The organism is Pedobacter sp. (genome assembly GCF_965279535.1).
Lineage (GTDB): Bacteria > Bacteroidota > Bacteroidia > Sphingobacteriales > Sphingobacteriaceae > Pedobacter.
In genome coordinates this window covers 4,034,231-4,057,759 of the sequence record NZ_OZ257244.1, presented here as the reverse complement: position 1 = coordinate 4,057,759, position 23,529 = coordinate 4,034,231, and the positions used below count along the sequence as shown (strand labels likewise).

Genomic DNA, 23,529 nt, shown 5'->3' with positions numbered 1-23,529 from the left:
CATGAAAAAAATTTACTTATTTCTGGTAGGCATCCTGCTTACACTAAACGCATTAGCGCAATCTGCCAAGACAGACATCATTAAGAAAACAAACGGAGAGGAACTAAAAGGCCGCATCATCAGGATTACCGATGCCGATGTATCTTTTGTATACGCTGGAGAAACGGCTGAATACGTGATTAAAAAATCCGATATCGCCCAGATTATCCACTCCAGCGGAAGAACAGAAACATTTGCTACCGCCGCCCAGCCCGCAGAAACCCGCCAAAAGGATCCGGTTACCATGAGCGCAAGCCCGGCTGATCATCACAATAAGATCGCCATTCTACCCTTTACATTTTTAATGGACAACCAACCCGGAGCCGATGCTATAGGCCTGAAAGCACAACAGGATGCTTTTGGAATACTCACGCAGCATTCGGCCGGTTACACCATATTAGATCCGCGTACCACCAATGCAGCACTTATACAGGCCGGTGCCACACGCGATAAGCTTATTGGTTTCACCATGAAAAATCTATGTGATATTCTGGGTGTAGAATACATTATTGATGGAACGGTGACGCAGAACAAAGGATACCAAACCAGCTCAACCAGCAACGTAGGAAGCACCAACGTAAAGCGTGATGATGCTGAAAAGGTGAAAGGTGTATCAAGCTACAGCTCGGCCAACAGCAGTGCCGTGCAACGCTATGATGTGAGCGTAAGTCTTCAGATTTACATGGATAACAACGCCAGCATCTACAACCAGAGCCATAAAGCATTCTTAAGCAATACAGATGGATCATACAGTGGCCCCTTAGAATATCTGTTAAAAAGATGCCCTCTGTACAGAAAGTAAATTCAGGTTCATCATCTATTATTAATTTCACCGATACTTAATATGAAAAAAATCACAATTACCGGAATAGTTGCGTTACTGATCTCCCTAACATTAAACACTTTTGCTCAGGATAAGCCTGAGAAAGTTTATGTAGTCCGCCGAACTGGTTCTGGAGGATCTGCCATCAATTATCGAATCTTTATTGATGACATTTTAGTCTGCAAGATCAAGAACAAGCGTTACACCATTCAGGATGTAAAACCAGGCGAACATACCATCTATATCACTGCTGGTGGTATTCCCGATGGAAGAAAACCTGTTCCCATAAAATTTACCGTAACTCAGGGCAAATCGAATTATTTCTTAATCAATAATGGAAATGAATTGATTGCGACAGAAACAACCCAATCATCTGCAGAGCCACTTATAGCTAAGAGCATCCAGGTAACAGACTGCAAAGCAGAAAAATAACAACAAACAGTATATTAAAAGCTAGTTCCCAGATCCACGGTCATTAGTGGGTCTGGGTAATGTTCCAGGTCAGGGCACTGATTTAAAACCCATTATTGCACTCGGGAAGGATAAATATAGCTGAACGCCTACGCAGCCTGGTGATTAAATTAAAAATCTTACACAGAGGCTAAAGCCTTTGCAGGTGCAGCAGTAACAGTTCGTTTGTATTTCCACCTGCGGTGACTCCAAAGCCAGTAAGCCGGTTCTTCCCTGAGCATATCTTCTAAAATGCGGGTATGCAGTTCAGTAATTTCGTACTCGGCCGTAAGTGCCGGCTCCAGACAAACCGGAATACAATCTACCTCGTAATAACCTCTTTTTAAACGCTTTGTTTTTAGATAAAAAACGGGGCGGTTGGTTTTACGCGCAATCTTTTCTACCCCTAACTGGATGGAAGTTTCCTGGTTTAAAAGACTTGTCCAATAAATAGAATCTTCTCTGGATGGGGCCTGGTCGCTGCCAAAAGTGTAAATCGTTAAATCATTTTTACTGGATTGGATAGACCGTAGCGTTTGGCGCATAGCCACCATTTTATTGCCAAATTTACTTCTCATCTTTAAAAACCAATGGTCAAAAGCCTGATTGCTTAATGGTTTATAAATGGGATAATGCTGGGCAGAAAAGGCCAGGCCTATGGCCATGCATACCCATTCGTAATTTCCATTGTGCGAGGAGCAAAAGATTACACTTTCATTATCTGCCAGATAAGCTTCAACCAGATCCTTGTTTTTAAACTTTACCCGTTTTTGCAAAGCACTGGCAGAAATACTTTTCATCTTGACAATTTCTACAATGAGCGAAACCAGGTAATGGAAGAATTTCTTTTCGATAGCAGCAATTTCCACATCACTCTTTTCGGGAAAAGCATGCTGTAAATTCTGTCTAACTACCTGCTTACGGTATCCAATTACACGATAAACCAAAAGGTACAGAAAATCTGCCAGCAGATATAGAAAACTTAAAGGCAGTAAGGATAGGGCTGTTAAACACAAAATACCCAATTTAGTGAGATGGCGGGGAAACATTTCGATGGATTTGCCGCAAAAGTAGAAATAGCAAGGCAACTGATAATTACCAAATCATTTTATTCCTGTTAAGCCGATCGATTGTGAGATTAGGATGACAATGCAACAGAACACTGATAAACCAATTCGGAAAAGTATTTTACTATTTTTAATTATCTTAGCGAAACACCTTGCGTTACCCCATGAGAAGATAATAAAAAGAAAGCTTCTCAAAGGTTTGACTATGGTTATCATCTCCTCATCGAAAAAAAAACATGGAAAAGAAAAAAACACTCTCGTTTACGTTCAGCATTATCGCCATCATTTTAGGGGTTACCCTGTATAAACAATTCGATTTTCAACAATTAAAATTTGAGCACACCGGGTTGGCCATTGTCTACCTGATTGCCTTTATATTCTCGATTTTCATTATTATAAGAGGTCTAAGGGGAAGCTAACATCAATTGTCATCCTGAGCTTGTCGAAGAACCTTTAATAATTGCGTTTCGACCAGCTCAACGTGACAGTTAATTTTTACTATTTTGTTGTCATCCTGAGCCCGTCGAAGGACCTTTAGTAATTGCGTTTCGACCAGCTCAACGTGACAGATGATTTTTACTGTTTTGCTGTCATCCTGAGCCCGTCGAAGGACCTTTAATTAATTGCGTTTCGACCAGCTCAACGTGACAGATGATTTTTACTGTTTTGTTGTCATCCTGAGCTTGTCGAAGGACCTTTAATAATTGCGTTGCGACCAGCTCAACGTGACAGATGATTTTTACTGTTTTGTTATCATCCTGAGCCCGTCGAAGGACCTTTAATTAATTGCGTTTCGACCAGCTCAACGTGACAGATGATTTTTACTATTTGGTTGTCATCCCGAGCCTGTCGAAGGACCTTTAATTAATTGCGTTTCGACCAGCTCAACCTGACATATGATTTTTACTATTTTGCTGTCATCCTGAGCTTGCCGAAGGACCTTTAATAATTGCGTTGCGACCAGCTCAACGTGACAGATGATTTTTACTATTTTGCTGTCATCCTTAGCCCGTCGAAGGACCTTTAATTAATTGCGTTTCGACCAGCTCAACGTGACAGTTAATTTTTACTATTTTGTTGTCATCCTGAGCCCGTCGAAGGACCTTTAATTAATTGCGTTTCGACCAGCTCAACGTGACAGTTAATTTTTACTATTTTGCTGTCATCCTGAGCCCGTCGAAGGACCTTTAGTAATTGCGTTTCGACCAGCTCAACGTGACAGATGATTTTTACCATTTTGTTGTCATCCTGAGCCCGTCGAAGGACCTATTTAACATCCTTAGCTGCCAGCTTAATCGCATCCCTAATGCGCAGATAAGTTCCGCAGCGGCAAATATTACCCGCCATGGCATCATTGATATCCTCATCAGTTGGATTTTTATTTTCTTTAAGCAGCACTGCAGCCGACATGATTTGCCCGGCCTGGCAGTAGCCACATTGCGAAACATCCAGCGCTAACCAGGCCTTTTGCAGCGGGTGGTTGCCCGTTTCTGAAAGCCCTTCAATGGTAACTACCTTCTTGCCCTGAGCGCGGCTAACCCTGGTTACACAAGACCGAACAGCTTCACCATCCAGGTGAACAGTGCAGGCACCACATTGTGCTACACCACAGCCGTATTTAGTGCCTACCAGGCCAATGATATCACGCAGTACCCACAACAATGGGGTTTCCGGATCCGCATCCACCTTGTAGGTTTTCTTATTGATATTTAGCGTAATCATATTGCAAACATTAATGATAAAAGAAATGGATTAAACACTGCCTTCCCCCTGTTGTGGCACAGCAAAGGGCTGTTGATAATAACGCCTTCCGGAAGCCTTATAAAGCGCATTGGCCACAGCACCAAAAACTGGCGGAAAAGGAGGCTCGCCCAGTCCTGTAGGATCAATATCGTTTTGTATAAAAGAAACAGTTATTTCTTTAGGTGCTTCATGCATGCGAATAATCCGGTATTTATGGAAGTTATTTTCGGTTACTTCACCGTTTTTGTGTGTGAGTCCACCATACAAACTGTTTCCAATCCCATCAACAACAGCACCCTGCACCATGTTCGTGGCTGCATCGGGATTAATTACAATGCCACAATCTATGGCACTGAAAACCCTTTCCACATAAGGTTCACCATCTTTCATAACCATATCTACCACATGGGCAGCATAAGAATTGTGGCAGAAATAAGCGGCAACTCCACGGCTGTATTTCTTCTGATCGGGTCCATTCCAGCCCGATTTTTCTTTAACCAGCTGCAGTACACCTGCGTAGCGGTCTGCATCATATTCGTTGTTCTTTCCAACAGGGTTATTTTTCGCCCTTTTTAACAGTTCCAGCCTGAAATCTATCGGGTCTTTACCCATGGTTTCAGCCAGTTCATCCAGAAAAGATTGTTCGGCAGCAGCATTAAAGTTAGACCTCGGCGCCCTGAAGGCCCCAATGGTAATATTGGAAGGGATTTGCCAGCCCTCTGCCAGGTAATGATCTACTGCACCCGCCGGAAACCTGTTGGCATGAATAGCATGTTCTGGAATACCACCTCCCTTTACGTGAAAAGCAATCAGGTTCTTACTCGAATCTAAAGCTGCCCGGTAGGTAGCAGTGTACATTGGGCGGTAAATACCGTAGGTAGAATCATCCTCTCTACTGTATATCAGTTTAACAGGTGCTTTTGCCTTTTTAGAGATGAGTGCGGCTTCTACCAGGTAGTGGCAATAAGCCCTTCTCCCAAAACCTCCACCCATACGGGTCATCTGAATTTCGATCTTATCGGCCGGCAGGTTTAAAACCTTCATCAAGGTGGGTTCTGCCCATCCTGGTGCTTGCAACGGACCAACCAATAAGGCTTTTTCATCTGTAACATGCGCAAAGAAATTCATGGGTTCCATGCAGTTATGCGCTAAAAAAGGCGCGGTATAAGTTCGTTCTACCACCTGCGCGGCATTTTTAAAGGTCGTTTCCGGATCGCCATCTTTTCTCAGCTGCTGTGCTGGTTTAGCAGCATACTCCCGCATCCTGGCATATTGCTCCTGGGTATTTTCCAGGACTCCCGGAACAACAACCTCTCTTTTTCCTCCCCTGCCTGTCATGGTATCTTTAACGTCGCCGGCTGGCATCCATTCTACAACCAGTTTTTTGCGGGCGTTCATCACTTCCCAGGTGGTTTTGCCTACCACCACCAGTAGATCGTTGAACGTGCGTACATCAAACCCGCCTTGCTCAAAACCCTCTTCATATAATTTTATAGTAAAAACATCCTTTATGCCAGGCATCTTCAGCGCAGCTGAGGCATCAAATGATTTAAGCTTCATCCCAAATGCAGGTGGATGCTGAGCCATGGCAATCAGCATGCCTTCATGCTGGTAATCAAGTCCGAAGAGTGGCTTACCATTCACCAATTTTGCACCTTCTACATTTTTCTGCGAGTGGCGTACCACATTAAAATCCTTAACCTCTTTTAGTTTAACCCCTTTCGGAACGGGTATGGTTGCGGCCTTCGAAGCAAGGTCGCCATACTTCGCCTTTCTACCACTTTTTTCGTGATAAAGCATTCCGGCCCTGGTGGTAATTTCTTCAACAGGAACGCCCCAGCTTTGCGCGGCTGCCTGCATTAACATGTTACGGGCGGTTGCTCCGGCTTCTCTGAGTGGTTTCCAGTACATCCGCATCGAATTACTTCCTCCGGTAAACTGCGGACCTAACTTCACATTGTCGTGAGGTCCCATCTCTACAATTACATTTTTCCAGTCTACCTCCAGCTCTTCTGCAACCATCATCGGAAGTGATGTCATTACGTTTTGTCCGAACTCGGGGTTTGGACAAATAAGCTTCACTACATTATCCGGAGTAATCTTCACATAACCATTAATTTCAGCCCATTGTGCTGCTGGTGCCACTTCAGCGTTAGGCGGTAATGCCAGCTTAGCCAGTCCGCTAAAATGGATCATCAATCCGCCACCTACAAGGGCAGTAGACTTTAGAAAGGCACGCCTGCTGTAGTTATTATCGGTGTTTCCCATGTTGAATGTTTTTTGATAAATGAACAGATTTGTTATTTCTCACCTGGAGCAAAGGCTCCGGTTGTTAACCAGGTAATCCAGGCTTTTTTAAATTCAGCGTGGCTTAATGGTGGAAGTGTTCTTCCTTCCCCTGGATTCCATCCCGCAAGCACAAGACCATCATCCGCATGTTCAATCAATTTCTTAATGTCTTTATTTCCGTTTTGTTTAGGATCTACCAGTTGTTTGGCCAATTGCTGAGGCGATCTGCCCTGAAAAACCATTTTCATATTGGCAGGAGGTAAATGCCAGTTGGGGTTGCCCGGAGGGGTATGCTGACCTGGGGTATTGCTGGGCTGGTGGCAGTTAGCACATTTCATGGCATAAAGTCCTTTGCCATCGGTACCGCGCTTAGGCAACATGGCATGCAGGTGGCTGTCGTCACCCTGAAGTGGCACATTGCCGGCAGGGTGGCAGTTCATACACCGTGGGCTCATCAGTACGGCATACACCTTTTCAAAGGCCTTTACAGAGGTTACACTATCCTGCTTTGCCTGCTGTGGCGCTTTAGTAAGCGTAGTTTCCTGCTCAGCAGCACCTCTCGCCATTATGCATATCATGGATAATAAGATGCCCATGACCAAAAAGGCCCTGACAATGCCCCGCCTTTTGAGCGTACTATTTTGCTGGGTACTCATCTTGCTTATGTTTTGTTAGTTGATTACTATTACTAAGATAACGAATATTTGCTTAGGATTTCCTCCCTTTCAATTGTGGTTATCTCAAAAGAGCTTAGTGTTCTTCCTTCTGCTCAGGATTAGTATTTTTCAATTTAAGTGGTCTGGATAGGTGTGAAAAGGTGAGTGATCCCATCTTCCATTTACCATCTTCCTTGATGTATACTTCGGTAACCATAAACGGATTAATGGCATCCCTGCCACCAACCACGGCCACCAGGTCAATATCGTTTAGCAGAATGGCTGTATTATCAATCATTCAATCATTCCATAACTTCCCGTTCTACCCCACTTATTCCAAAAAGATGTAAAAACAACTTCCCATTTTCACAATAAGCTGTACAACAGGGCTACATTAGGCAAACCAGCTTCATATTATGGCTATTTTGTTATAAAAAAGCCTTATGAAAAAATTCCTATTAACCTTATGTGCGGTAGCGGTTATGCTTACGGCATGTATCAAAAAACCCGGCGAACCGGTAGAAACCATCAAGCATTACAAAATCGAATTTAAAATTGGTGGCCTCAACCATACGGTAGGCGAGCCCAATGTAGGCTTTCCTACAGAGCCTATTCAGAATTTCGTTAAGCAATTAAGCATTGTGGCCTACAATACCGAAACCGGTGCAGAAGTGGCCCGGCAAACGCATCTGCCCGGCACGGCCAACTTTGGTAAAATTAGCTTCGAACTGCCCAGCGGCACTTACAACTTTGTGGCTATTGGATCCAATACCGAGTTTGGTATCAATCAGTTTTACGAAGCAGACAAAAACAACCCCGTGTACTCCACCTACCCCAACGCTAATTTCCATTACTGGCAACCATCATTTTCTTTCTTAGATAAATATTATAAAACGTCCGATACTTTCTTTGCCAAAACTACCGGGCTTCAGTTAAACAAAAACCAAACTGCCGAACTCATCATGGAACGCATTGTGGGCTTACTAACGGTAATTGTAACCGATAAAACAGACTATGCTGTAGATTTGCAAAACGATTACTCGGCTTATCGTTTTGATACACAGGTTCCCTTTGGTGTTATGGAAAACGATTTCATGTCTGGCTACAAACAAAGTAAAAACGGTACCATCAACTATTATCTCCTTCGCAGTAGCGGGATAAACCTTAACATAGAAGCACCTGTTACAAAAAGTATCACCGTAAGTGTGCCCAAAAATAAGCATACAACCCTTAGAATCCAGTTCGAAACCATGACGGTTAACACCACAGTAGAGTAAGTCTGGTACAGTACATAAACAAGCAGAAGTCCGGCATCGGGCTTCTGCTTGTTTATTTTACCAATCGTTAGCCCGGCCAAGGTTTCGGCCACCCGCTAAGGCCATGCTATTTTTTTAACTGCCTTATGCAGGTTATATTTGTAAAACCATGCATATACAGCAGTACCCTATCATCCCTGCCCTGCAACCCTATGTTAAGCTTATCTGCACAATGGATTGCAATGAAGCTGTTAGCCTAACCCATCTGCAGGTACTGCCCGATGCCTGCGTAGAACTATTTATTAACTATTCCAGCAGCCCGGTAGCCATCATCAACAAGAATTTACATCAACGCAGTATTGTCAGTTTCCGCATGAGCCAGGCAACAGCCGTGCAAATGCGAAAAGGAGCAGGCTGCCTGGCTATTTGTTTCTACCCCGGTATGGCCTATCGCTTTTTCAATATCCCCATGCAACTGCTCAGCAATACTACAACCCTGCTTGCCGATTTGTGGGGTACTTTAGCGGCTCAGCTCGAAGAGAAAATTGCACTCGCCAACAATAACCATTTGCGGTCAGAAATTATTCAGCAACAACTTTTGCACCGGCTATCTCTTTCCACCCACGATCCGGTGATCCATTATTGCCTCAAACAAAACCAGGCCGGCTACTCAGTACCGGTAAGTCAATGGAGTACCGCCACCGGAATCAGTCAACGACAGCTGGCCCGTAAATTCCAGCAACACCTTGGCCTTTCACCAAAAGAATATTTGCGTGTAAGCAGGTTTATCTATTCCCTTCAGCAATTAAAAAATTATCCTGCCAGCACACTTACCCAAATCGCTTACCATAGCGGATATTACGATCAGGCTCATTTTATCAGAGATTATAAGGCCTACACAGATCATACCCCCGCACAGGTTGCCAAAGCAAATCATATTTTGTTCTGATGTCTGTTTTATACAATTAACGGCAACATAAACAACCCATTTTTGTAAAGTAAAATATAAAACGATGCGAAAACTGATATTAGGATTAGCCATCTCCCTGGATGGATACATTGAGGGGCCAAATGGCGAATATGATTGGTGCTTTACCGATCAGGATTATGGCTTAAATGAATTTTTCGGGCAGATAGATGCCCTCTTCATCGGCCGCAAAAGCTACCAGATTGCTCAGCAATATGCCGAACAGGCTAAGGGCGATATTGTGCCCGGAATGCCTAAAATAACCGAGTACGTATTTTCCAATACGCTAACTACTGTAAAAGAAGAGGCAATCCTCATCGCCGGCGATGCCATTGCACAGGCACGAAAAATCAAAGCCCAACCCGGAAAAGACATCTGGCTCTTCGGTGGAGCTTCCCTAACCGCTACACTTATGCAACACCAGCTGGTAGATGAACTGTGGCTTTCAGTACACCCCATACTCCTGGGAAATGGCAAATTATTGTTTCAGGAACAGGCAAGCCGAACAAACCTCCAACTACTCGAAAGTAAAACTTATCCAACCGGATTGGTATCGCTGCGGTATGCAATTGTACATTAGTCAGGGGTTAAGCGATCATTACTGCACTCGCCACCCCGCTTACCTTTGCTTCTCGCCACTACCCCTTCCCCACTCCAACAAATCAACTCCAGGTTTCTCTGAAAAACATCCAAACCCTCATTCAATCATTCTCTCATTCTCTCATTCTCTCATTCAATAATTCAATCCTTTCCTCAACGCTGCTGTGCTTCTCAACAAAGTAACTTGAGCCGCTCAGCAAAACCGCGGAACGTTCCTTTACCGAACTTTGATTACATCAAATCATAAAGAAAAATCAAAACACAATAATGGATTTAAAATTAATCGGAAAAAGAGCACTGGTAACAGGCTCAAGTTCGGGATTGGGCGAAGCCATCGTTAAAATGCTCGCCGCCGAAGGCGCATCGGTAGTGGTACATGGTAGAAATGAACAACGCGCAACACAGGTTGCAGCCGAGATCAAGGCATTGGGCGGAACAGTAGATATTGCCATTGGCGATTTAAGTACAGATGAAGGGGCCGATGCCGTAGCCGCCGCTGCCCTAAAAGCTGGAACTATTGATATCCTGGTTAACAATGCCGGCAGCACCGCTCACCAATCATGGGAAAACGCCACAGCGGCAAACTGGGCAGACATTTACAACATCAATGTAATTGCCTATGTAAGGATGATCCAGCGACTGGTGCCCCAAATGAAAACCCTGGGCTGGGGCCGCATCCTGCACATCGGTGGTGGCCTCGGCATTCAGCCCATTAAAGAACAACCACATTATAACGCTACCCTGGCCGCACGCCATAACCTCTCTGTTTCGCTGGCAAGAGAACTCAAAGAAACCGGAGTTACTTCTAATGTGGTATCACCGGGTGCCATCATCAATCCAATGGTCGAAGATTGGTTGCTCAATGCAGCACCCAAATTTGGCTGGGGAACCAATATCGAAGAAATTAAGTATAAAGCAGTTCAGGAACTTATTCCTAATGATACCGGCAGATTTGGCCTACCAGAAGAAGTAGCCGGTGCAGTACTTTACCTCTGCAGCCCCTTTGCTAATTACATCAGCGGTGCTGTACTCCGTGTAGATGGCGGAACCATCCGTTGCCTATAGGCTATAATCACAATAAACGCCTTCCTACTTAGCTAAAGCAAAAGCGGCATACTGTCTGTACATTCGGTCTGCCGCTTTTTGTATATTTTAAATCAATCTTAAGCCGGAAACTTCTCCTGCAAACGCTTAATGGTAGCACCCATCATTTTCTTCAGCACCGCTACATCAATATCAGCAAGCTTATTTACATAAATACAACCTTTGCCCATTTTAAATTTTCCTAAATCCTGCAAAAGCAGCTCATGCTCCGGCGTTTGCATGTTTACATACAATGAAATGGCTGTTTTTCGTGGCGAAAAACCTACCAAAGGCCAGTCGCCTTGCTGTTTACTCCGGTCAGATTTGTAGTGGTAAGAACCAAAGCCAATCATACTTGCGCCCCACATCTTAGCCTTATACCCGGTAAATTCTTCCATTATCTTCAGCAGCTCAAAGCTGTCTTTACGCTTCTGTTCTGTATCAGCAAATGAGGTAATAAAATCTTCAACGCTGGCGTCGTTCAAGGTGGTTTTAAGGGTGGCCATGGTAATATAGTTTAGTTGGTTTAACTAAAGTTAAGGCCTATTTATCAAAACCACAAATACTAAAAACCGCCTAATCACCCACGCTCCCCACTCACATCTCAAATCTCACGTCTCATATCTCAAGTCTCACATCTCAAGTCTCAAATCTCCTTTCCCCTTTCGTCTTCAAATTACGCCCGTTCGTCGATTAACTATCCTTGCTGGTATAATACGCCTATTCTGCGTGCAACATTTTCCCCGGCATAGCATCTTATTATCAGAACATTCAATTAAAATATTATAAAAAAACTTAAAACTTAAAGCATATGAAAACTTTATTCAAAACATTAATCGCCTCTTCTTTAGCATTAGTATTCACTACTTCAACAGCATTAGTGAGCCAGGCAACAGAAATCATCAAACCAGTTACTGCCGAGAAAAAAGTAGCTTTCAAACGCATCCTGGTAAAAGGTAATGTAGAGCTTACCATTGTACAGGGTAAACGCACAGGTGTAAGCTATGCCGAAGAAAACAGCGGCAAGGTAAGGGCCATCCAAAATGGCGATGGGTTAGAAATCGTTTCGGTAGACAATACACCGGCAAAAGTTACCGTTTATGTGAACGAAATCTACAGAATCCATGCCATGAACAATGCCAAAGTAAAAAGCCAGGGTCAAATTAAAGCTCAGTTTTTACAGGTATTCTTAAGCGATAGTGCTTCATTAGACTTAAACTCCAGTTCTGAAGGTTTATACACCGTAATCGAAGATCAGGCCAACCTTAACCTTAGCGGTTCTACTAACGATCACATGTTGGTAATGGGCAGAAACCAGAAACTAACCATGGATAAGTTTGCTGCTGCCAAAACCCAAACCAGGTATACACCAGAAAACGGATTGGCATTGTTAAGTAAATAACATGGAGGCAGAAACCGGGTGTCAAAAGTCAAATTGCCTAATAGCTTAGCCCCCCAATTCCAACAATCACCGGCACAATTCCGGTTCATCCCATACTACCATTAAAAATAGATTTGGCTGCAGATACAAAGTTATCCTCAGCCAAATTTTTGTTATTGCTAAACGATATGAACAAACTATCTTACTTAAATAAATCCTTCATGGTAACTTCATTCTGTACCAAACCGGTTTTATGTAAGTTATCCTTTACACCGTAGGTGGTAACCATCGTTAAGAAAACACTCTTTCTTGTTTGTGTCTGGGCTTTAAAAATATCCAGTTTGCCCTTTAATTCAAAAGACATTGCTTTATCAATTAAAACGGGGGTATTAGAAAATTTCATTTCACAAAGGCTTATTGTCATATCCTGCCTATCCAGTAAAAGATCTATCTGTACGCCCTGTCCCGATTTACCTGGAGCATAACGCCAAGCCGATTCCTCTGTATATATTCCGCTAATTCCCAAAGCTTTTTTAAGCTGCGCTACATGTTTCAAACAGATATTTTCAAAAGCATTCCCACTCCAGCTTTTCCAAGATTGGGAATTGGCCCGCTTTGTCCAGGTACCCTCTCCTGTGGCACGAGCATGCTCTATAAATTTAAGATAAAATAAACTATACTCATCTGTTAACCTATAAATTGCATCTTTTACATTTTTTTGAAAGGGTAAATAAATTCCTACGAAACCAGATTCAACCAGCTCCTCCATTAATTTTGTAGTAGTACCGCCACTTTGCAAATTACACTCTGCTATAATCTCTTTTCTGGTCAATCCCGAGGGTTTAGCAGCCAGAGCTTTTACTACATTAACGTGCCTATCTGCCATTTCAAAAAGAGATTCATATAAATTTTTAAACTCATTTATCAATAAGCCATCTTTTGTAAAGCATAGCCTGTCAATTATCTGGGTAGCACTTTCTCCTCTTTTTATTTCTTTTAAATAATGGGGTATACCACCTAGAGCCATATAAATCTGTAAAATTTGATATTGATCTAAGTTTACATCTTTGCTTTTTAAATATTTCGATGTTTCATTTAACGTAAATGGCAACAGACGTATTTTTTTTGTAATTCTGTTATGCAGCCCTCCTTTGCTATTAACTATTTTTTGAATCATCCAGGAAGCCGCAGATCCGCATATTGCCACTACTAAATTAGCCTGTTTAGATCCCCAAGAATTCCAAAAATATTCAAAGGCCGACAAAAAGCCTGACTTATGTGAACTTAACCATGGAAACTCATCAAAGAAAACCACTACCTTTTTACCTAGTAAAGGTGTAGTATATTGAATTAAAAGCATGAATGCCTCTGTCCAACTCTTGGGTATAGCAGGAGCTATTGGAGAATTCAATGCCAAAGCAATTACATTTCTAAAATTTTCAAGCTGTTCAGCTGTTGCGGCACGATGCACCCCTGAAAACTCACAAATAATATGCTGTTTATAAACCTGTCTGATAAGAAAGGTTTTCCCTACTCTTCGCCTTCCATATACTGCAACAAGTTCGGCTTCCTTTGATACAAGTGCCTGTTGTAGTATTCTTTTTTCGCTTTCTCTTCCTATTAATTTCTCCATAGGTATAATGATTACTCATTACAAATATAACAGTTTTGGCTGCCGATACCAAGTTATCAACAGCCAAATCTACTCTTTTTTAATCACTTTTGGCTGAAAATAAAAGTCTATCCGAAGCCAAATCTATCTATTTTTTACTACTTTTGGCTGTTGATACAAATCTATTCGCAGCCAAATCTACTGAAAACTATATTAGATAATAACACAAAACGCTTACGAGGCCTTGATTGTACAGGCTAAGACAACTTCTTTTGCAGCCTTAAATATTGTTGTTACTTAAAATTATATCCATAGCCCAAAGTAGCGGTCATATCATGGGTATTACCACTTGATACTAAATTTCTATTTTGATTCATTAAAGCAAAAGCGAGATTATGTTTTTTCATCACTACATAAGAAGCATTTAACCGGGTATTTAATACCCTGCTTTGCCTAGTTCCAGCTGAATTACTGAAACTAAGAGATGTAGAAATACCAGTAGCCAGCATCTTATTAAAAAACTTAGCATTCATGGAAACCACTGGCCCCATGGTAAAAAAATTGTTTCTCCCTATGGTATTATAACTCATATTATAAGCAAGACTAACACCAGTCCCTTGCTTAATAAAGATCAGGTTATAGGCTGCAACAGCATTATAAAATTGAGAACCATTTCCATTAGTTACTAAACCACCCTGTTGATCGGATGCATCTTGAAAACTTAAATTTAGATTTAATATTTGCGATTGCTTTTCATTTTTCAAGGTTAACCAGTTTACGTTTACATTGGCATTTTGGGCAAGTTGGGTATAATTGAGGGTATCAATATCTTGAAATGGTAAACTTTGATTATAGTAATCAAACTGAGGCTTCATTTTCATATAAGTTTGAAAATTAGAATAATTTAACGTTGTTTGAAGCTTATCGTTAGGATTATAATTGAGGTTAACTGCTGTTACCAATCTTTTGGTTGATGAGGCTTTTGCATGATCCAGATTGTCTTTTTGAACTCCAAAATTCATGGAGATGTTTGCTCGATCCTTCAAAATCATTTGAGATGCATTTACCGTAAAATTCTCGATATCGCTATTCATATAGTAAGTTCCCAGCGTTTGATAGCCAGGAGCTACCCTCTCATACCCCAACCCGAGCGCACTTTTTTTATAAGTGTATTTCATTTGCATATTAAATGCGGTATAATAAGATGTTGAACTTCTGGCCTTAGATAACCAATGCAGCATGTTGCCGTTTTTAATCTTTTGTATTGAATCTCTTAAATCGCGTGTTACAGCTGTTGTTGCCAGTTCTGTGGAAAGCTCCAAACCTTTCATTACACAAAATTTGGCTTCAGTTCCCAGAACCAAATTTTCTTGTGGGTAAATCATCAGGCTATCAAGATCCTTACTAATGGAGTTTATTAAATCCTTTGCATGAAATATATTCAAACCAACAGTATACCTGGATCTTTCAAACCCGAGCTTAAGCCCCAGTCCCATCCGCTTATATCCTGGGGAACCCTCATTAAGTTTGTAATTTTCTTCTACTGCTTTATTCAGTCGGCCGTACATTGCACTCAATTTCCATGAACCGTTTGGTTTTAAATCAACTCCAACTCCTCTAAATTGATGGCCATTAAGGCTATAAGGTGAAAACGTCATTGATACGTCTCCCAAATGAGCAGAAATCCATTTGTATGTGGGATGTAAGCTTAGTCGATTTGGCATAGTATGATAGCTGAAACCTCTACCATTATTAGTGAGATTAAATCCAAACGGCAGATTGATTTGCCCAAAGAGATTAACATTAACATTTCCTTGAAAAAAATAGGTAAATGGAGCTCGAACAGCAGGCCCGTTGCCGGCTGAGATAATAGCATTAGCATTTATTCCTCCGCTTAATCGTACAGGAGTAGCTTTACCAAGGCCTTTTATATTTTCCAGATTAATGTTTTGTGCGTTTACGGTATGATAAATTATAATCGTGCCTATCAGCATAAAGAGCGATCTTTTCATGGAGCGTTATTTTCAGTTTGGATTACTTCGTTTTCTGGACTTTGATATCTACCACTATGTATGATTGGGTTCCGTTAACTACGAATTGTTTAATCTTAATGGCGCCCATTCTCCCATCGGCAGTTTGATAGCGCACAATCCTTGGAATAAGACCGTTTGTAAAATGTTTCTGAGCAGCCCCGACTGTATGATTGGAATATTTTTGAAATGAAGCGCCATTGGTTAGGTTATCGAAATCTGAGCTGTTCATTATGACGCCACCACAATCACAGTTTTCCTGTAGATTGATAACTTCGGTTTTTAAAGCACCAGAAATAGCATTAAAGCTATAATCTGCTGCAGCATCTGGAGAAAGGATTTTATTATAGCTGAAGTTTTGGTTTAATCCGAAATAAACAAAATCAATATCCTTCCCATTAATGGTCAGGTTATCATCTTTCTTAAAAACCCTCTTTAAGCTTGAGGAAAAGAAACTTCCAATAGTGTTGTGTGCGGTATTGATGCCTAATCTGATATCTTTGAATGTTTGTAGGTTTTGATTGGGTAAAACAGTTATGGTTTGCGTATATGGCTGGGTGTTCTTTCCATTAGCTGCCACCAATGTTAATGTATACGTTCCTGCATTTTCAAAATAAATATCGGGTTCCTTGGCTTTGACATCACTTAAGCTACCCCCGGATATGCTCCAGTTATAATTTAAACCACTTACTGTTGTATTTCTTACCGTAGCCCGAAAAGGGGCCTCAAAGTCTTCATCTTCGAATGATGGGATAATTTTAAATGATGTTTGTAAAGCAGGGCCAACGTATATCTTTTTCGTTTTGGAAAAAGTATCGTTTCCATTACTAACCGTAAGTGTGATATTGTGATCTCCCGGGTTAAGGAATTTAATTGGTGGTGGGTACTTTGCAGCAACATGCCGGGGAATACCATCTTCAAACACCCAACTAAAATTGCTGGCACCAATTGTTTTATTTGTAATATATACTTCCACAGGAGAAAATTCATTAGTTTGTATTATAGGTTCAAAATCAACCTGAACTGAGCTATCCACCTTCAGCTCAATCTCTCTAATACTTTCGTTATCATCATTCCAAGCTCTTAATTTTATCTTATGAGTACCCGCAAGGTCAAATTGAACTACCCCAGGATTTTTCTTATTAGAAACATTGGGATGTCCGTTTTCAAATGTCCATTCGTAATGTTGCGCACCAATAGAGGTATTTGTGAACCTTACCAGAACTGGCACCATGAGGTTCTGATTACTTATTTCGTAATTGAAGTCTGCCTGGGATTCAATTATCTTTTCCTTTTTACACGCAAAACCTAATAGGATGAAAAAGAATGAAAGTGCAAACCACACCAATTTTAGTTGTTCAAATTGCTTCATCATGTGATATTGTGAGACTTTATTACATTGATCTATACTACCAATGTTGTTGGACTGTTAAAAGGGCAAACCAGGTATTTCAGCTGGAATGCCCCATTTAATTGTTTATCTGGTCAACGTGTAGGTATGTTCTGTATAAGCATCACTCGAGGTTGGATCTACTTGTTTAGAATAAATTACAAGTCTATTATCGGTAAGTTGCTGAATAACAAACGGCTCTCCGGATATGCTAATTTGATTATCATTATCTACAGTATAAGTTTCTGATTCCTCAGGATCACCCTCCATCTTTACATACAGTTTTCCGTCCGTCCTGAAGTCAAAATATTCACCAGCTTTTCCTGTAAATGCATATGTATTGTTTGTACTTGGAGGATAAACTTCCTTATGGTTAGAAGATCCATAATTCCATCTCCCTTGAATTTTTTCTAAAGTTGTTTTTTCAACATCTTTTTTACAGCCAGCCAAACTTAAAACTGTAACCAGGGCGACAATAGTCATTTTAATTGCTTTCATTTTTTTGTTTTTATTATTTATTATTAATTGATTTAAATTTCAGCCATAACAAGCCCATACCATAACGATCACGCGTAGGCAACTTTCTTTTTAATACAGTAAGGGATGTCTATGGCGATAAGTATTTAGGACTTTACTTATCGATTTACCAATCGGGGATGATTGTATGTTTGATGCTGAATATCTATGAATTTATGTACCTAATCATATAATGTTTCAATTTGGATAAGAGGAATTGCCTATTTCATTATCAATTGATCAAAACCTTGTGCACCAAGTTTCCTTTTGGTGTTTCTAAAATCAAGACATAAATTCCGGTTGAAAGCATTAAATTGTAAGGTAAATTATAAGTACTGCTACCCCTCTCTTCTCTGCTTTCAATTATCTGCCCCGTAATGGTATTGAGTAGCCGCAGCTTTACTTTTGAAGCCTCTTCCAATTCAATTTTTACATTAAAATTTCCATTACTCGGGTTAGGAGCAATTTTTATTGATTTGATGAAAGGCTCCTTAACCTCCCCTATATCTATAAAAGGAGTACCTTCCATTACAGTTATTTGCTTATTAAAGACCTTGAAACAATCACCTTGTTTGGTTTTTATACCAATATTATATAGGCCAGGCATCGAAAAAAGCAATTGTAGATTCTCATCTGTCCTGGAAATTATTTTTATATCAGGACTTTTAGGAACAAGCCATTCAATAGACTCAGGTTGAGGACTGCTTATATTGACAAGATTGATAATCTCATTTTTAAACGCTTGGGTAGTTACTACAAATTCAGCTTGAATAACTGCTAAACTCTTACGAACTTTGATAGTATCTCTGGCAGAACAACCATTATCTGTTAAAACCTCAATATAATAGCTTCCAGCAGCACTTAACAGCACATTTGCAGTGTTTGCTTTAAAACCATTATCCGATGTCCAACTGTAAATTGAACCATTGGCTATTGTAGCGTCTGCTTTGTGATTTTGATCTACACATAAAGTAATATCTGGGCCAAGATTGACTTTTATCTTTTCCGGATCTGTCAAATTATATGCAACAGTTTTAGTACAACCTCTGGCATCTGTAATCACTAAAACATAATTACCCGCTGAAAGATTGAATAAATTTTGGCTGCTATATCCATTACTCCAACTAAAGTTATAAGGTGGAACACCACCGCTAACTGTATTTATTATAGTTCCATCATTACCACCAAAACACGTTGGATTTCGGACTTTATCATTTGTAATAATTATCGGATTTGGCCCAAATACATCAACTTTTGCCTGAGAATAACAGCCATGTGCATCAGTAACATATACGAAATAACTTCCTTCTCTTAAATCTCTGATATTTAATCCTGTACCACCATTACTCCATTCAATACTATACGGCGGCGTACCACCAGTTACCTTCACAGAAGCCGTTCCATTATTACCCTGACTACAATTTATTTCGGTACCCGCAAGCGCAAGAGATAGTGCTTCGGGTTCAGCAAACATATATTTATCCGATTCTTTACTAATATTATTTTGATCTGTAATCTTCACCTTATAAATTCCAATACCAACATCAACTAAAATGCTATCGAATTGATTCAAAGTTCTGAACGTTCCATTAATCTCCTTAAACCATTCATAACGATATTGCTTACCAGGAATAACTACACCGCCAGAGGCTTTCGCGCAGAGCCTCCCATCTGAATCACCTTTACAGGAAATATAGTTCAACTCCTCAACTAGCACACTTAATGGCTCCGGCTGTGTTATCGTGATTGTATCCATAACCATGCAACCTGATATATTTTCGGCGTTAGCTAACAGCTGATTATCATCAGTTACTTTCACAATGTATTTGCCATCGCTTGCGTTGTACAATGTAGTTTTAAATGGATTGCTTGTATTTTTGAAATTAGTTAACAGGTTTCCATTAATATCTGACCACTCCACTTTGTAATTGCCGTCAATAGTGGTTCCACCAACGATTACAATCTCAGCTCGTCCATCAGAAGCTCCAAAAGCTGTTGGTTCTGTTATTAACTTATGATCAACTTTTAATCTTTCCAGCGGTTGGGAAATAGTTACCTCATGAATAACCTCATTACCCAAATCATCTTTTTTGTAACATCCATTTTTGTCCATTACCCTGATTTGATAAGTACCAGTATCCAGGTTAGAAATTATATGTTCATTAGTGGAAGCAAAACTGGTCAGTGTATATTCAAAATCTTGCCTTTTTTTGAATAATATCCTGTATCCGCCATTTCCTCCATTCGCATTGATTTTGATAGTTCCATCTTTTCCGTTGAAACAATAGATATCACGTTTGACATGATTAAAATCTAAAGTTGTTGGACCTGTAAAGCTAGAAGTGGCATAGTGATTCTTAGATTCAGAATAGCCTGGAGAACCTTTATACAGACTAATTATTTCAACTTTATATTGTCCAGGGGGTAAATTTGAAGGAGTAGATATTGAATTATTATCCTTTAAGCTTGTTACATTTGAAATATTTTGTACCTCTCCTGAGATTACTTCAGTTATAATGAAGTTTAATGATTCATTCTGATTAAGAGATCTGTCTAAGAAAATTGTTAAACTTCCATTTTCTTCACTGAAACAAGTGTTTGGATTGTTGATTATTGATGCAATATGTGGCGACGATTTTCTAACATTTAGAACAATTATGTTTGAAGCTTGGTTACAACCTAGATTAAGCCTAAAAAATACATTATGTCCCAGCAAATTCTCTAACCTTGTTCCAAATAAATCGGATGCACTTACCTCAATGGATTGTTGATTTTGAAATTGTAGGGGTAAATCATTCCAAACATTTTCATTATCTACCCTAAATTGCCATTTGTAAACATTGTTTGGAAATCCAGCTGTACCTTGCAAAATGATTTTATCTTCAGAAGGTAGGAGATTATCTTGATTTCCTGAACTTGAAACTTTTGCGTCAGGATACATAATTAGCTTTTTTTGTGTAATAATGCTATGGTAATTTAAGCAGTTCCAGTCGTTGTTTCGATTGCTTAAATCAAAACAGTGGTTATCATTTCCTGATAGCAAAAAGAGAGAGCTTGTATTACCACAGTCATTGTGCCAGCCTACAAAACTAACCTCTCGATCAGTGTTGATAAAAATATTATTTATTGGTCCCTCAGTTGCTGGAATCAATATTTTACCATTCGCTCTTTTTCCAAATTTTTCCCTATCCATGGCAAAGTCGTTCACTTCCATAGTTGTTGGGTTATTTTGGGTATTATAAAGCATATGAAGCATGTATCGTCTATCTCCTTCATCTGTAAATTTAAAATCCACGTCATATTCGAAGATATAATTCTGAGCTACGCTATTCAGTGCAATCATTGCAAGAAGTAAACAAAGCAGTAGTTGTTTCATCATTATTAGTATTTAACTGTAACCAATTTCATTTCACTATAAGAACCATTCTCCAATACTGCTATAACTCCATATTTATAACTGGTGTTAATCTTCAGATTCGAATCAAATAATCCTTTTTCTTTACCGACAAGTACTTTCCAAAGACTTAGCTTCTCTGCTCCTTGGGCTTTATACACCTGATAGTTCTTTACATTCATTAGATTATCATCCCATACAATTTCAATCCGATGTTCATCCAGATGAGGGTAAGCATACAATCTCTTCAACTTCAATTGATTGGATGAAAGTGAGGCAGTTTGAATTTCCAAAATTTCCGTTTTTACCTTAAGTCCTCCTTTATTCTCTACCTCAATTACATATTGATAATTTGCGGCGCTTTGCAGATTTTCATCGACATATCTATTTGTAGTATCGGTAAAGACCTTAAGAGAGGTCCATTCGGTATCCATATACTTTCGTCTATATAAAGTATGGCTAATCACATCTTCATCACTACTATTTATCCACTGAAGTCTCAATTTTCCACCTTCAATTTTATATTTTGAAATTATCGCAGGGGAAGGAGGAATCTTTACTGGTTTAATAAGCTCAACTAATGGTGAAATTTTAGATTGATTAAAGCGTTTATCTAAAGCGCTTATTCCATACCACGCCTTCTTATTAATCATTTTTAGACTAAGTAGGTCCCTATAATTATTTGTATACCAAACAGAATCAATTAATGGAACTGGTTCTTCACCTTTACTTAAAGCCCTAAAAATTTTGTAGCCCATCAAATCTCGCTCCTTATTAGCATCCCATTTTAAAGTAACCCTACCGGCGGTATCTATTCTTGCTATTAAACCTGTAGGAGTTTTAGGTGGGATTGAATCAATAGCTTGAACCAACACTGGATATGAAGATCTACTTTCGCCCTCCTTTGCTAGAGCAGTTAATTTATAATACCCTGTAACTTCGGCAACAGCATAGTTTAAATTTCTAGTTTTTGGAGAAATACTTGGTAGCACTTCTAGATATGGGCCTTCCACCAAATTTGATCTACTCAAACTAAAACCACTGATCTGATTATTTCCAAGAGAATCAAATTCCCATTCTAATTGCAACAATCCATTTCCGTCGACAAAATTTCTCTTTATATTAGGTACAAAGGCCAAGAAAGTTTTACCTTTTCCCTCAACAATTTCCGCGTACGGACCTTGCTCTCCAAAGGCATTGATACCTGCAATGCGGTATTGATAGTTTGCAAGATTATTAATAGAATCGATATAATACATCCGTTTTGATGCTGCCTTTTCACTGAGATTGGCTATGGGTAGCTCACTTACTTTTTGGAATGTGCCGCCATTATCAACTGATCTTTCAATGTAATATGCATTATAGATATTTTTCAATCTACTGTAATCCCAGCTCAACAAAACACTCCTATCTCCAAAATTCGCAGATACTCCTTCTAATTTGGGCAAAGGCTCATAGTTTTCGAGACCTACAAACGCTCCGGCTGAATCAATTTTCATTTTTGAAATTGGAACAGCTGACTTTATGCGATAAAAGTACTTTTCATTATGTCTTACATCTTCATCCGTATACCCCCATCCAGCCAGTTTTGCACCTTCGAAACTCCTATCAGCTGCATAAAGAGAGAAACCAAACCGTTGCTCAAGATCTTGTGATTGGGCCAAAATATTGGCTACTCCATTGGATGCTGATGCATTGACCTCAAATTTTTCTCCATAAATGGCTTGCGCAATTATAGCCGCGTGTGAATCTTCTTTTGCTAATCTTTCCCATTCTGATAGAGGCTTTGGTTTAAGTGCTATTGAAATTAGCTTTCGCTCTGGTATAGAAAGCAGTTTTTTATCTCTTAATACAGTAAATCGCTCAATCGAAAATCCATGTTGATTGCTCAACTTCCATGCTTGAGCATTTTCAACCCCCCAGCGAATGTGAATTGGTCCATTTTTTTGGGATACTCTTGCCACTACCAGAATTTTTGATTTTGGTCTAGCTGCTTTATTTGTGCTCGATTGTGCTAAAGAACATTTTGCGCAAACACAGAACAAACAAATCCAGAAAATATTTTTAAATACAATCATCCTTATTGACATTAATTCATATCCCACTGCTATCAGATACAGTGAGATTTAATATTACTTAGGTCTGCTAGGATGAATGCACACCTGAAGATCTTTTATGGGATCTCAGTTTTTAATCAATTTATTCTGGGTAAGTTCTTTTTTTATGTATTAAC

General features: G+C 39.9%; 20 protein-coding genes. 8 read left to right on the top strand and 12 right to left on the bottom strand.

Going from position 1 to position 23,529, the window contains the following annotated elements; translation table 11 throughout:
- Position 1: 1 nt before the first annotated feature.
- Both ACQY77_RS16615 and ACQY77_RS16610 read left to right on the top strand, forming a co-directional pair.
- Entirely contained in the window at positions 2 to 841 is an 840-nt protein-coding gene (locus ACQY77_RS16615; protein WP_421941061.1) for a hypothetical protein, read from the top strand.
- Positions 842 to 883: 42 nt separating this feature from the next.
- The gene (locus ACQY77_RS16610; RefSeq protein ID WP_421941062.1) at positions 884 to 1,294 is read left to right on the top strand and encodes a hypothetical protein; all 411 of its coding nucleotides are present in this window, start codon (positions 884 to 886) and stop codon (positions 1,292 to 1,294) included.
- Positions 1,295 to 1,452: 158 nt separating this feature from the next.
- Here ACQY77_RS16610 and ACQY77_RS16605 read toward each other — a convergent pair whose 3' ends face one another.
- The gene (locus tag ACQY77_RS16605; protein ID WP_421941063.1) at positions 1,453 to 2,361 is read right to left on the bottom strand and encodes a lysophospholipid acyltransferase family protein; all 909 of its coding nucleotides are present in this window, start codon (positions 2,359 to 2,361) and stop codon (positions 1,453 to 1,455) included.
- A gap of 254 nt (positions 2,362 to 2,615) precedes the next feature.
- Between ACQY77_RS16605 and ACQY77_RS16600 the strand changes: the two genes are divergently transcribed.
- Positions 2,616 to 2,798, top strand: coding sequence for a hypothetical protein (locus ACQY77_RS16600; RefSeq protein WP_421941064.1), 183 nt, complete (start codon positions 2,616 to 2,618; stop codon positions 2,796 to 2,798).
- 847 nt (positions 2,799 to 3,645) lie between these two features.
- Here the strand turns inward: ACQY77_RS16600 and ACQY77_RS16595 are convergent.
- The 4 genes from ACQY77_RS16595 to ACQY77_RS16580 form a co-directional block, all read right to left on the bottom strand.
- Positions 3,646 to 4,101 carry a (2Fe-2S)-binding protein gene (locus tag ACQY77_RS16595; protein WP_421941065.1) on the bottom strand — a complete coding sequence of 152 codons (456 nt, stop codon included), beginning with the start codon at positions 4,099 to 4,101 and terminating at the stop codon, positions 3,646 to 3,648.
- Positions 4,102 to 4,131: 30 nt separating this feature from the next.
- Positions 4,132 to 6,390 (bottom strand): molybdopterin cofactor-binding domain-containing protein, encoded by a 2,259-nt coding sequence (locus ACQY77_RS16590; RefSeq protein ID WP_421941066.1) that lies wholly within the window; start codon positions 6,388 to 6,390, stop codon positions 4,132 to 4,134.
- Between the two features lie 32 nt (positions 6,391 to 6,422).
- A complete protein-coding gene (locus tag ACQY77_RS16585) occupies positions 6,423 to 7,067 on the bottom strand; it encodes a hypothetical protein (RefSeq protein WP_421941067.1) in 645 nt (214 codons plus the stop codon).
- A gap of 94 nt (positions 7,068 to 7,161) precedes the next feature.
- A complete protein-coding gene (locus ACQY77_RS16580; protein ID WP_421941068.1) occupies positions 7,162 to 7,365 on the bottom strand; it encodes a hypothetical protein in 204 nt (67 codons plus the stop codon).
- A gap of 145 nt (positions 7,366 to 7,510) precedes the next feature.
- Between ACQY77_RS16580 and ACQY77_RS16575 the strand changes: the two genes are divergently transcribed.
- From ACQY77_RS16575 to ACQY77_RS16560, 4 genes are all read left to right on the top strand, one after another.
- Positions 7,511 to 8,344 (top strand): hypothetical protein, encoded by an 834-nt coding sequence (locus ACQY77_RS16575; RefSeq protein WP_421941069.1) that lies wholly within the window; start codon positions 7,511 to 7,513, stop codon positions 8,342 to 8,344.
- A 148-nt stretch (positions 8,345 to 8,492) separates the two neighbouring features.
- Positions 8,493 to 9,272, top strand: coding sequence for a helix-turn-helix domain-containing protein (locus ACQY77_RS16570; RefSeq protein WP_421941070.1), 780 nt, complete (start codon positions 8,493 to 8,495; stop codon positions 9,270 to 9,272).
- Between the two features lie 64 nt (positions 9,273 to 9,336).
- Positions 9,337 to 9,870, top strand: coding sequence for a dihydrofolate reductase family protein (locus ACQY77_RS16565; RefSeq protein ID WP_421941071.1), 534 nt, complete (start codon positions 9,337 to 9,339; stop codon positions 9,868 to 9,870).
- 287 nt (positions 9,871 to 10,157) lie between these two features.
- Positions 10,158 to 10,955: an SDR family NAD(P)-dependent oxidoreductase gene (locus ACQY77_RS16560; RefSeq protein WP_421941072.1), complete on the top strand. Its 798-nt coding sequence runs from the start codon at positions 10,158 to 10,160 to the stop codon at positions 10,953 to 10,955.
- 98 nt (positions 10,956 to 11,053) lie between these two features.
- On the opposite strand, the gene ACQY77_RS16555 is transcribed toward ACQY77_RS16560, so the two are convergent.
- Entirely contained in the window at positions 11,054 to 11,479 is a 426-nt protein-coding gene (locus ACQY77_RS16555; protein WP_421941073.1) for a DUF1801 domain-containing protein, read from the bottom strand.
- Positions 11,480 to 11,784: 305 nt separating this feature from the next.
- On the opposite strand from ACQY77_RS16555, the gene ACQY77_RS16550 reads away from it, so the two are divergent.
- The gene (locus ACQY77_RS16550; protein WP_421941074.1) at positions 11,785 to 12,375 is read left to right on the top strand and encodes a GIN domain-containing protein; all 591 of its coding nucleotides are present in this window, start codon (positions 11,785 to 11,787) and stop codon (positions 12,373 to 12,375) included.
- Between the two features lie 181 nt (positions 12,376 to 12,556).
- Here the strand turns inward: ACQY77_RS16550 and ACQY77_RS16545 are convergent, their stop codons facing one another.
- From ACQY77_RS16545 to ACQY77_RS16520, 6 genes are all read right to left on the bottom strand, one after another.
- Complete coding sequence (locus ACQY77_RS16545) at positions 12,557 to 13,987, bottom strand: AAA family ATPase (protein WP_421941075.1); 1,431 nt, start codon at positions 13,985 to 13,987, stop codon at positions 12,557 to 12,559.
- 272 nt (positions 13,988 to 14,259) lie between these two features.
- Positions 14,260 to 15,978, bottom strand: a complete 1,719-nt coding sequence (locus tag ACQY77_RS16540; protein WP_421941076.1) for a hypothetical protein — start codon at positions 15,976 to 15,978, stop codon at positions 14,260 to 14,262.
- Between the two features lie 22 nt (positions 15,979 to 16,000).
- Complete coding sequence (locus ACQY77_RS16535; protein WP_421941077.1) at positions 16,001 to 17,371, bottom strand: hypothetical protein; 1,371 nt, start codon at positions 17,369 to 17,371, stop codon at positions 16,001 to 16,003.
- A gap of 102 nt (positions 17,372 to 17,473) precedes the next feature.
- Entirely contained in the window at positions 17,474 to 17,884 is a 411-nt protein-coding gene (locus ACQY77_RS16530; RefSeq protein ID WP_421941078.1) for a hypothetical protein, read from the bottom strand.
- Positions 17,885 to 18,134: 250 nt separating this feature from the next.
- Positions 18,135 to 21,281 (bottom strand): T9SS type A sorting domain-containing protein, encoded by a 3,147-nt coding sequence (locus ACQY77_RS16525; RefSeq protein WP_421941079.1) that lies wholly within the window; start codon positions 21,279 to 21,281, stop codon positions 18,135 to 18,137.
- A gap of 2 nt (positions 21,282 to 21,283) precedes the next feature.
- Positions 21,284 to 23,374 carry a hypothetical protein gene (locus tag ACQY77_RS16520; RefSeq protein WP_421941080.1) on the bottom strand — a complete coding sequence of 697 codons (2,091 nt, stop codon included), beginning with the start codon at positions 23,372 to 23,374 and terminating at the stop codon, positions 21,284 to 21,286.
- Between the last annotated feature and the right edge of the window lie 155 nt (positions 23,375 to 23,529).

What these genes read in the sequence shown, in the direction of transcription:
- ACQY77_RS16615 (WP_421941061.1), top strand. Translation starts at nt 2, where the DNA reads ATGAAAAAAATTTACTTATTTCTGGTAGGCATCCTGCTTACACTAAAC.
- ACQY77_RS16610 (WP_421941062.1), top strand. Translation starts at nt 884, where the DNA reads ATGAAAAAAATCACAATTACCGGAATAGTTGCGTTACTGATCTCCCTA.
- ACQY77_RS16605 (WP_421941063.1), bottom strand. Translation starts at nt 2,361, where the DNA reads ATGTTTCCCCGCCATCTCACTAAATTGGGTATTTTGTGTTTAACAGCC.
- ACQY77_RS16600 (WP_421941064.1), top strand. Translation starts at nt 2,616, where the DNA reads ATGGAAAAGAAAAAAACACTCTCGTTTACGTTCAGCATTATCGCCATC.
- ACQY77_RS16595 (WP_421941065.1), bottom strand. Translation starts at nt 4,101, where the DNA reads ATGATTACGCTAAATATCAATAAGAAAACCTACAAGGTGGATGCGGAT.
- ACQY77_RS16590 (WP_421941066.1), bottom strand. Translation starts at nt 6,390, where the DNA reads ATGGGAAACACCGATAATAACTACAGCAGGCGTGCCTTTCTAAAGTCT.
- ACQY77_RS16585 (WP_421941067.1), bottom strand. Translation starts at nt 7,067, where the DNA reads ATGAGTACCCAGCAAAATAGTACGCTCAAAAGGCGGGGCATTGTCAGG.
- ACQY77_RS16580 (WP_421941068.1), bottom strand. Translation starts at nt 7,365, where the DNA reads ATGATTGATAATACAGCCATTCTGCTAAACGATATTGACCTGGTGGCC.
- ACQY77_RS16575 (WP_421941069.1), top strand. Translation starts at nt 7,511, where the DNA reads ATGAAAAAATTCCTATTAACCTTATGTGCGGTAGCGGTTATGCTTACG.
- ACQY77_RS16570 (WP_421941070.1), top strand. Translation starts at nt 8,493, where the DNA reads ATGCATATACAGCAGTACCCTATCATCCCTGCCCTGCAACCCTATGTT.
- ACQY77_RS16565 (WP_421941071.1), top strand. Translation starts at nt 9,337, where the DNA reads ATGCGAAAACTGATATTAGGATTAGCCATCTCCCTGGATGGATACATT.
- ACQY77_RS16560 (WP_421941072.1), top strand. Translation starts at nt 10,158, where the DNA reads ATGGATTTAAAATTAATCGGAAAAAGAGCACTGGTAACAGGCTCAAGT.
- ACQY77_RS16555 (WP_421941073.1), bottom strand. Translation starts at nt 11,479, where the DNA reads ATGGCCACCCTTAAAACCACCTTGAACGACGCCAGCGTTGAAGATTTT.
- ACQY77_RS16550 (WP_421941074.1), top strand. Translation starts at nt 11,785, where the DNA reads ATGAAAACTTTATTCAAAACATTAATCGCCTCTTCTTTAGCATTAGTA.
- ACQY77_RS16545 (WP_421941075.1), bottom strand. Translation starts at nt 13,987, where the DNA reads ATGGAGAAATTAATAGGAAGAGAAAGCGAAAAAAGAATACTACAACAG.
- ACQY77_RS16540 (WP_421941076.1), bottom strand. Translation starts at nt 15,978, where the DNA reads ATGAAAAGATCGCTCTTTATGCTGATAGGCACGATTATAATTTATCAT.
- ACQY77_RS16535 (WP_421941077.1), bottom strand. Translation starts at nt 17,371, where the DNA reads ATGATGAAGCAATTTGAACAACTAAAATTGGTGTGGTTTGCACTTTCA.
- ACQY77_RS16530 (WP_421941078.1), bottom strand. Translation starts at nt 17,884, where the DNA reads ATGAAAGCAATTAAAATGACTATTGTCGCCCTGGTTACAGTTTTAAGT.
- ACQY77_RS16525 (WP_421941079.1), bottom strand. Translation starts at nt 21,281, where the DNA reads ATGATGAAACAACTACTGCTTTGTTTACTTCTTGCAATGATTGCACTG.
- ACQY77_RS16520 (WP_421941080.1), bottom strand. Translation starts at nt 23,374, where the DNA reads ATGATTGTATTTAAAAATATTTTCTGGATTTGTTTGTTCTGTGTTTGC.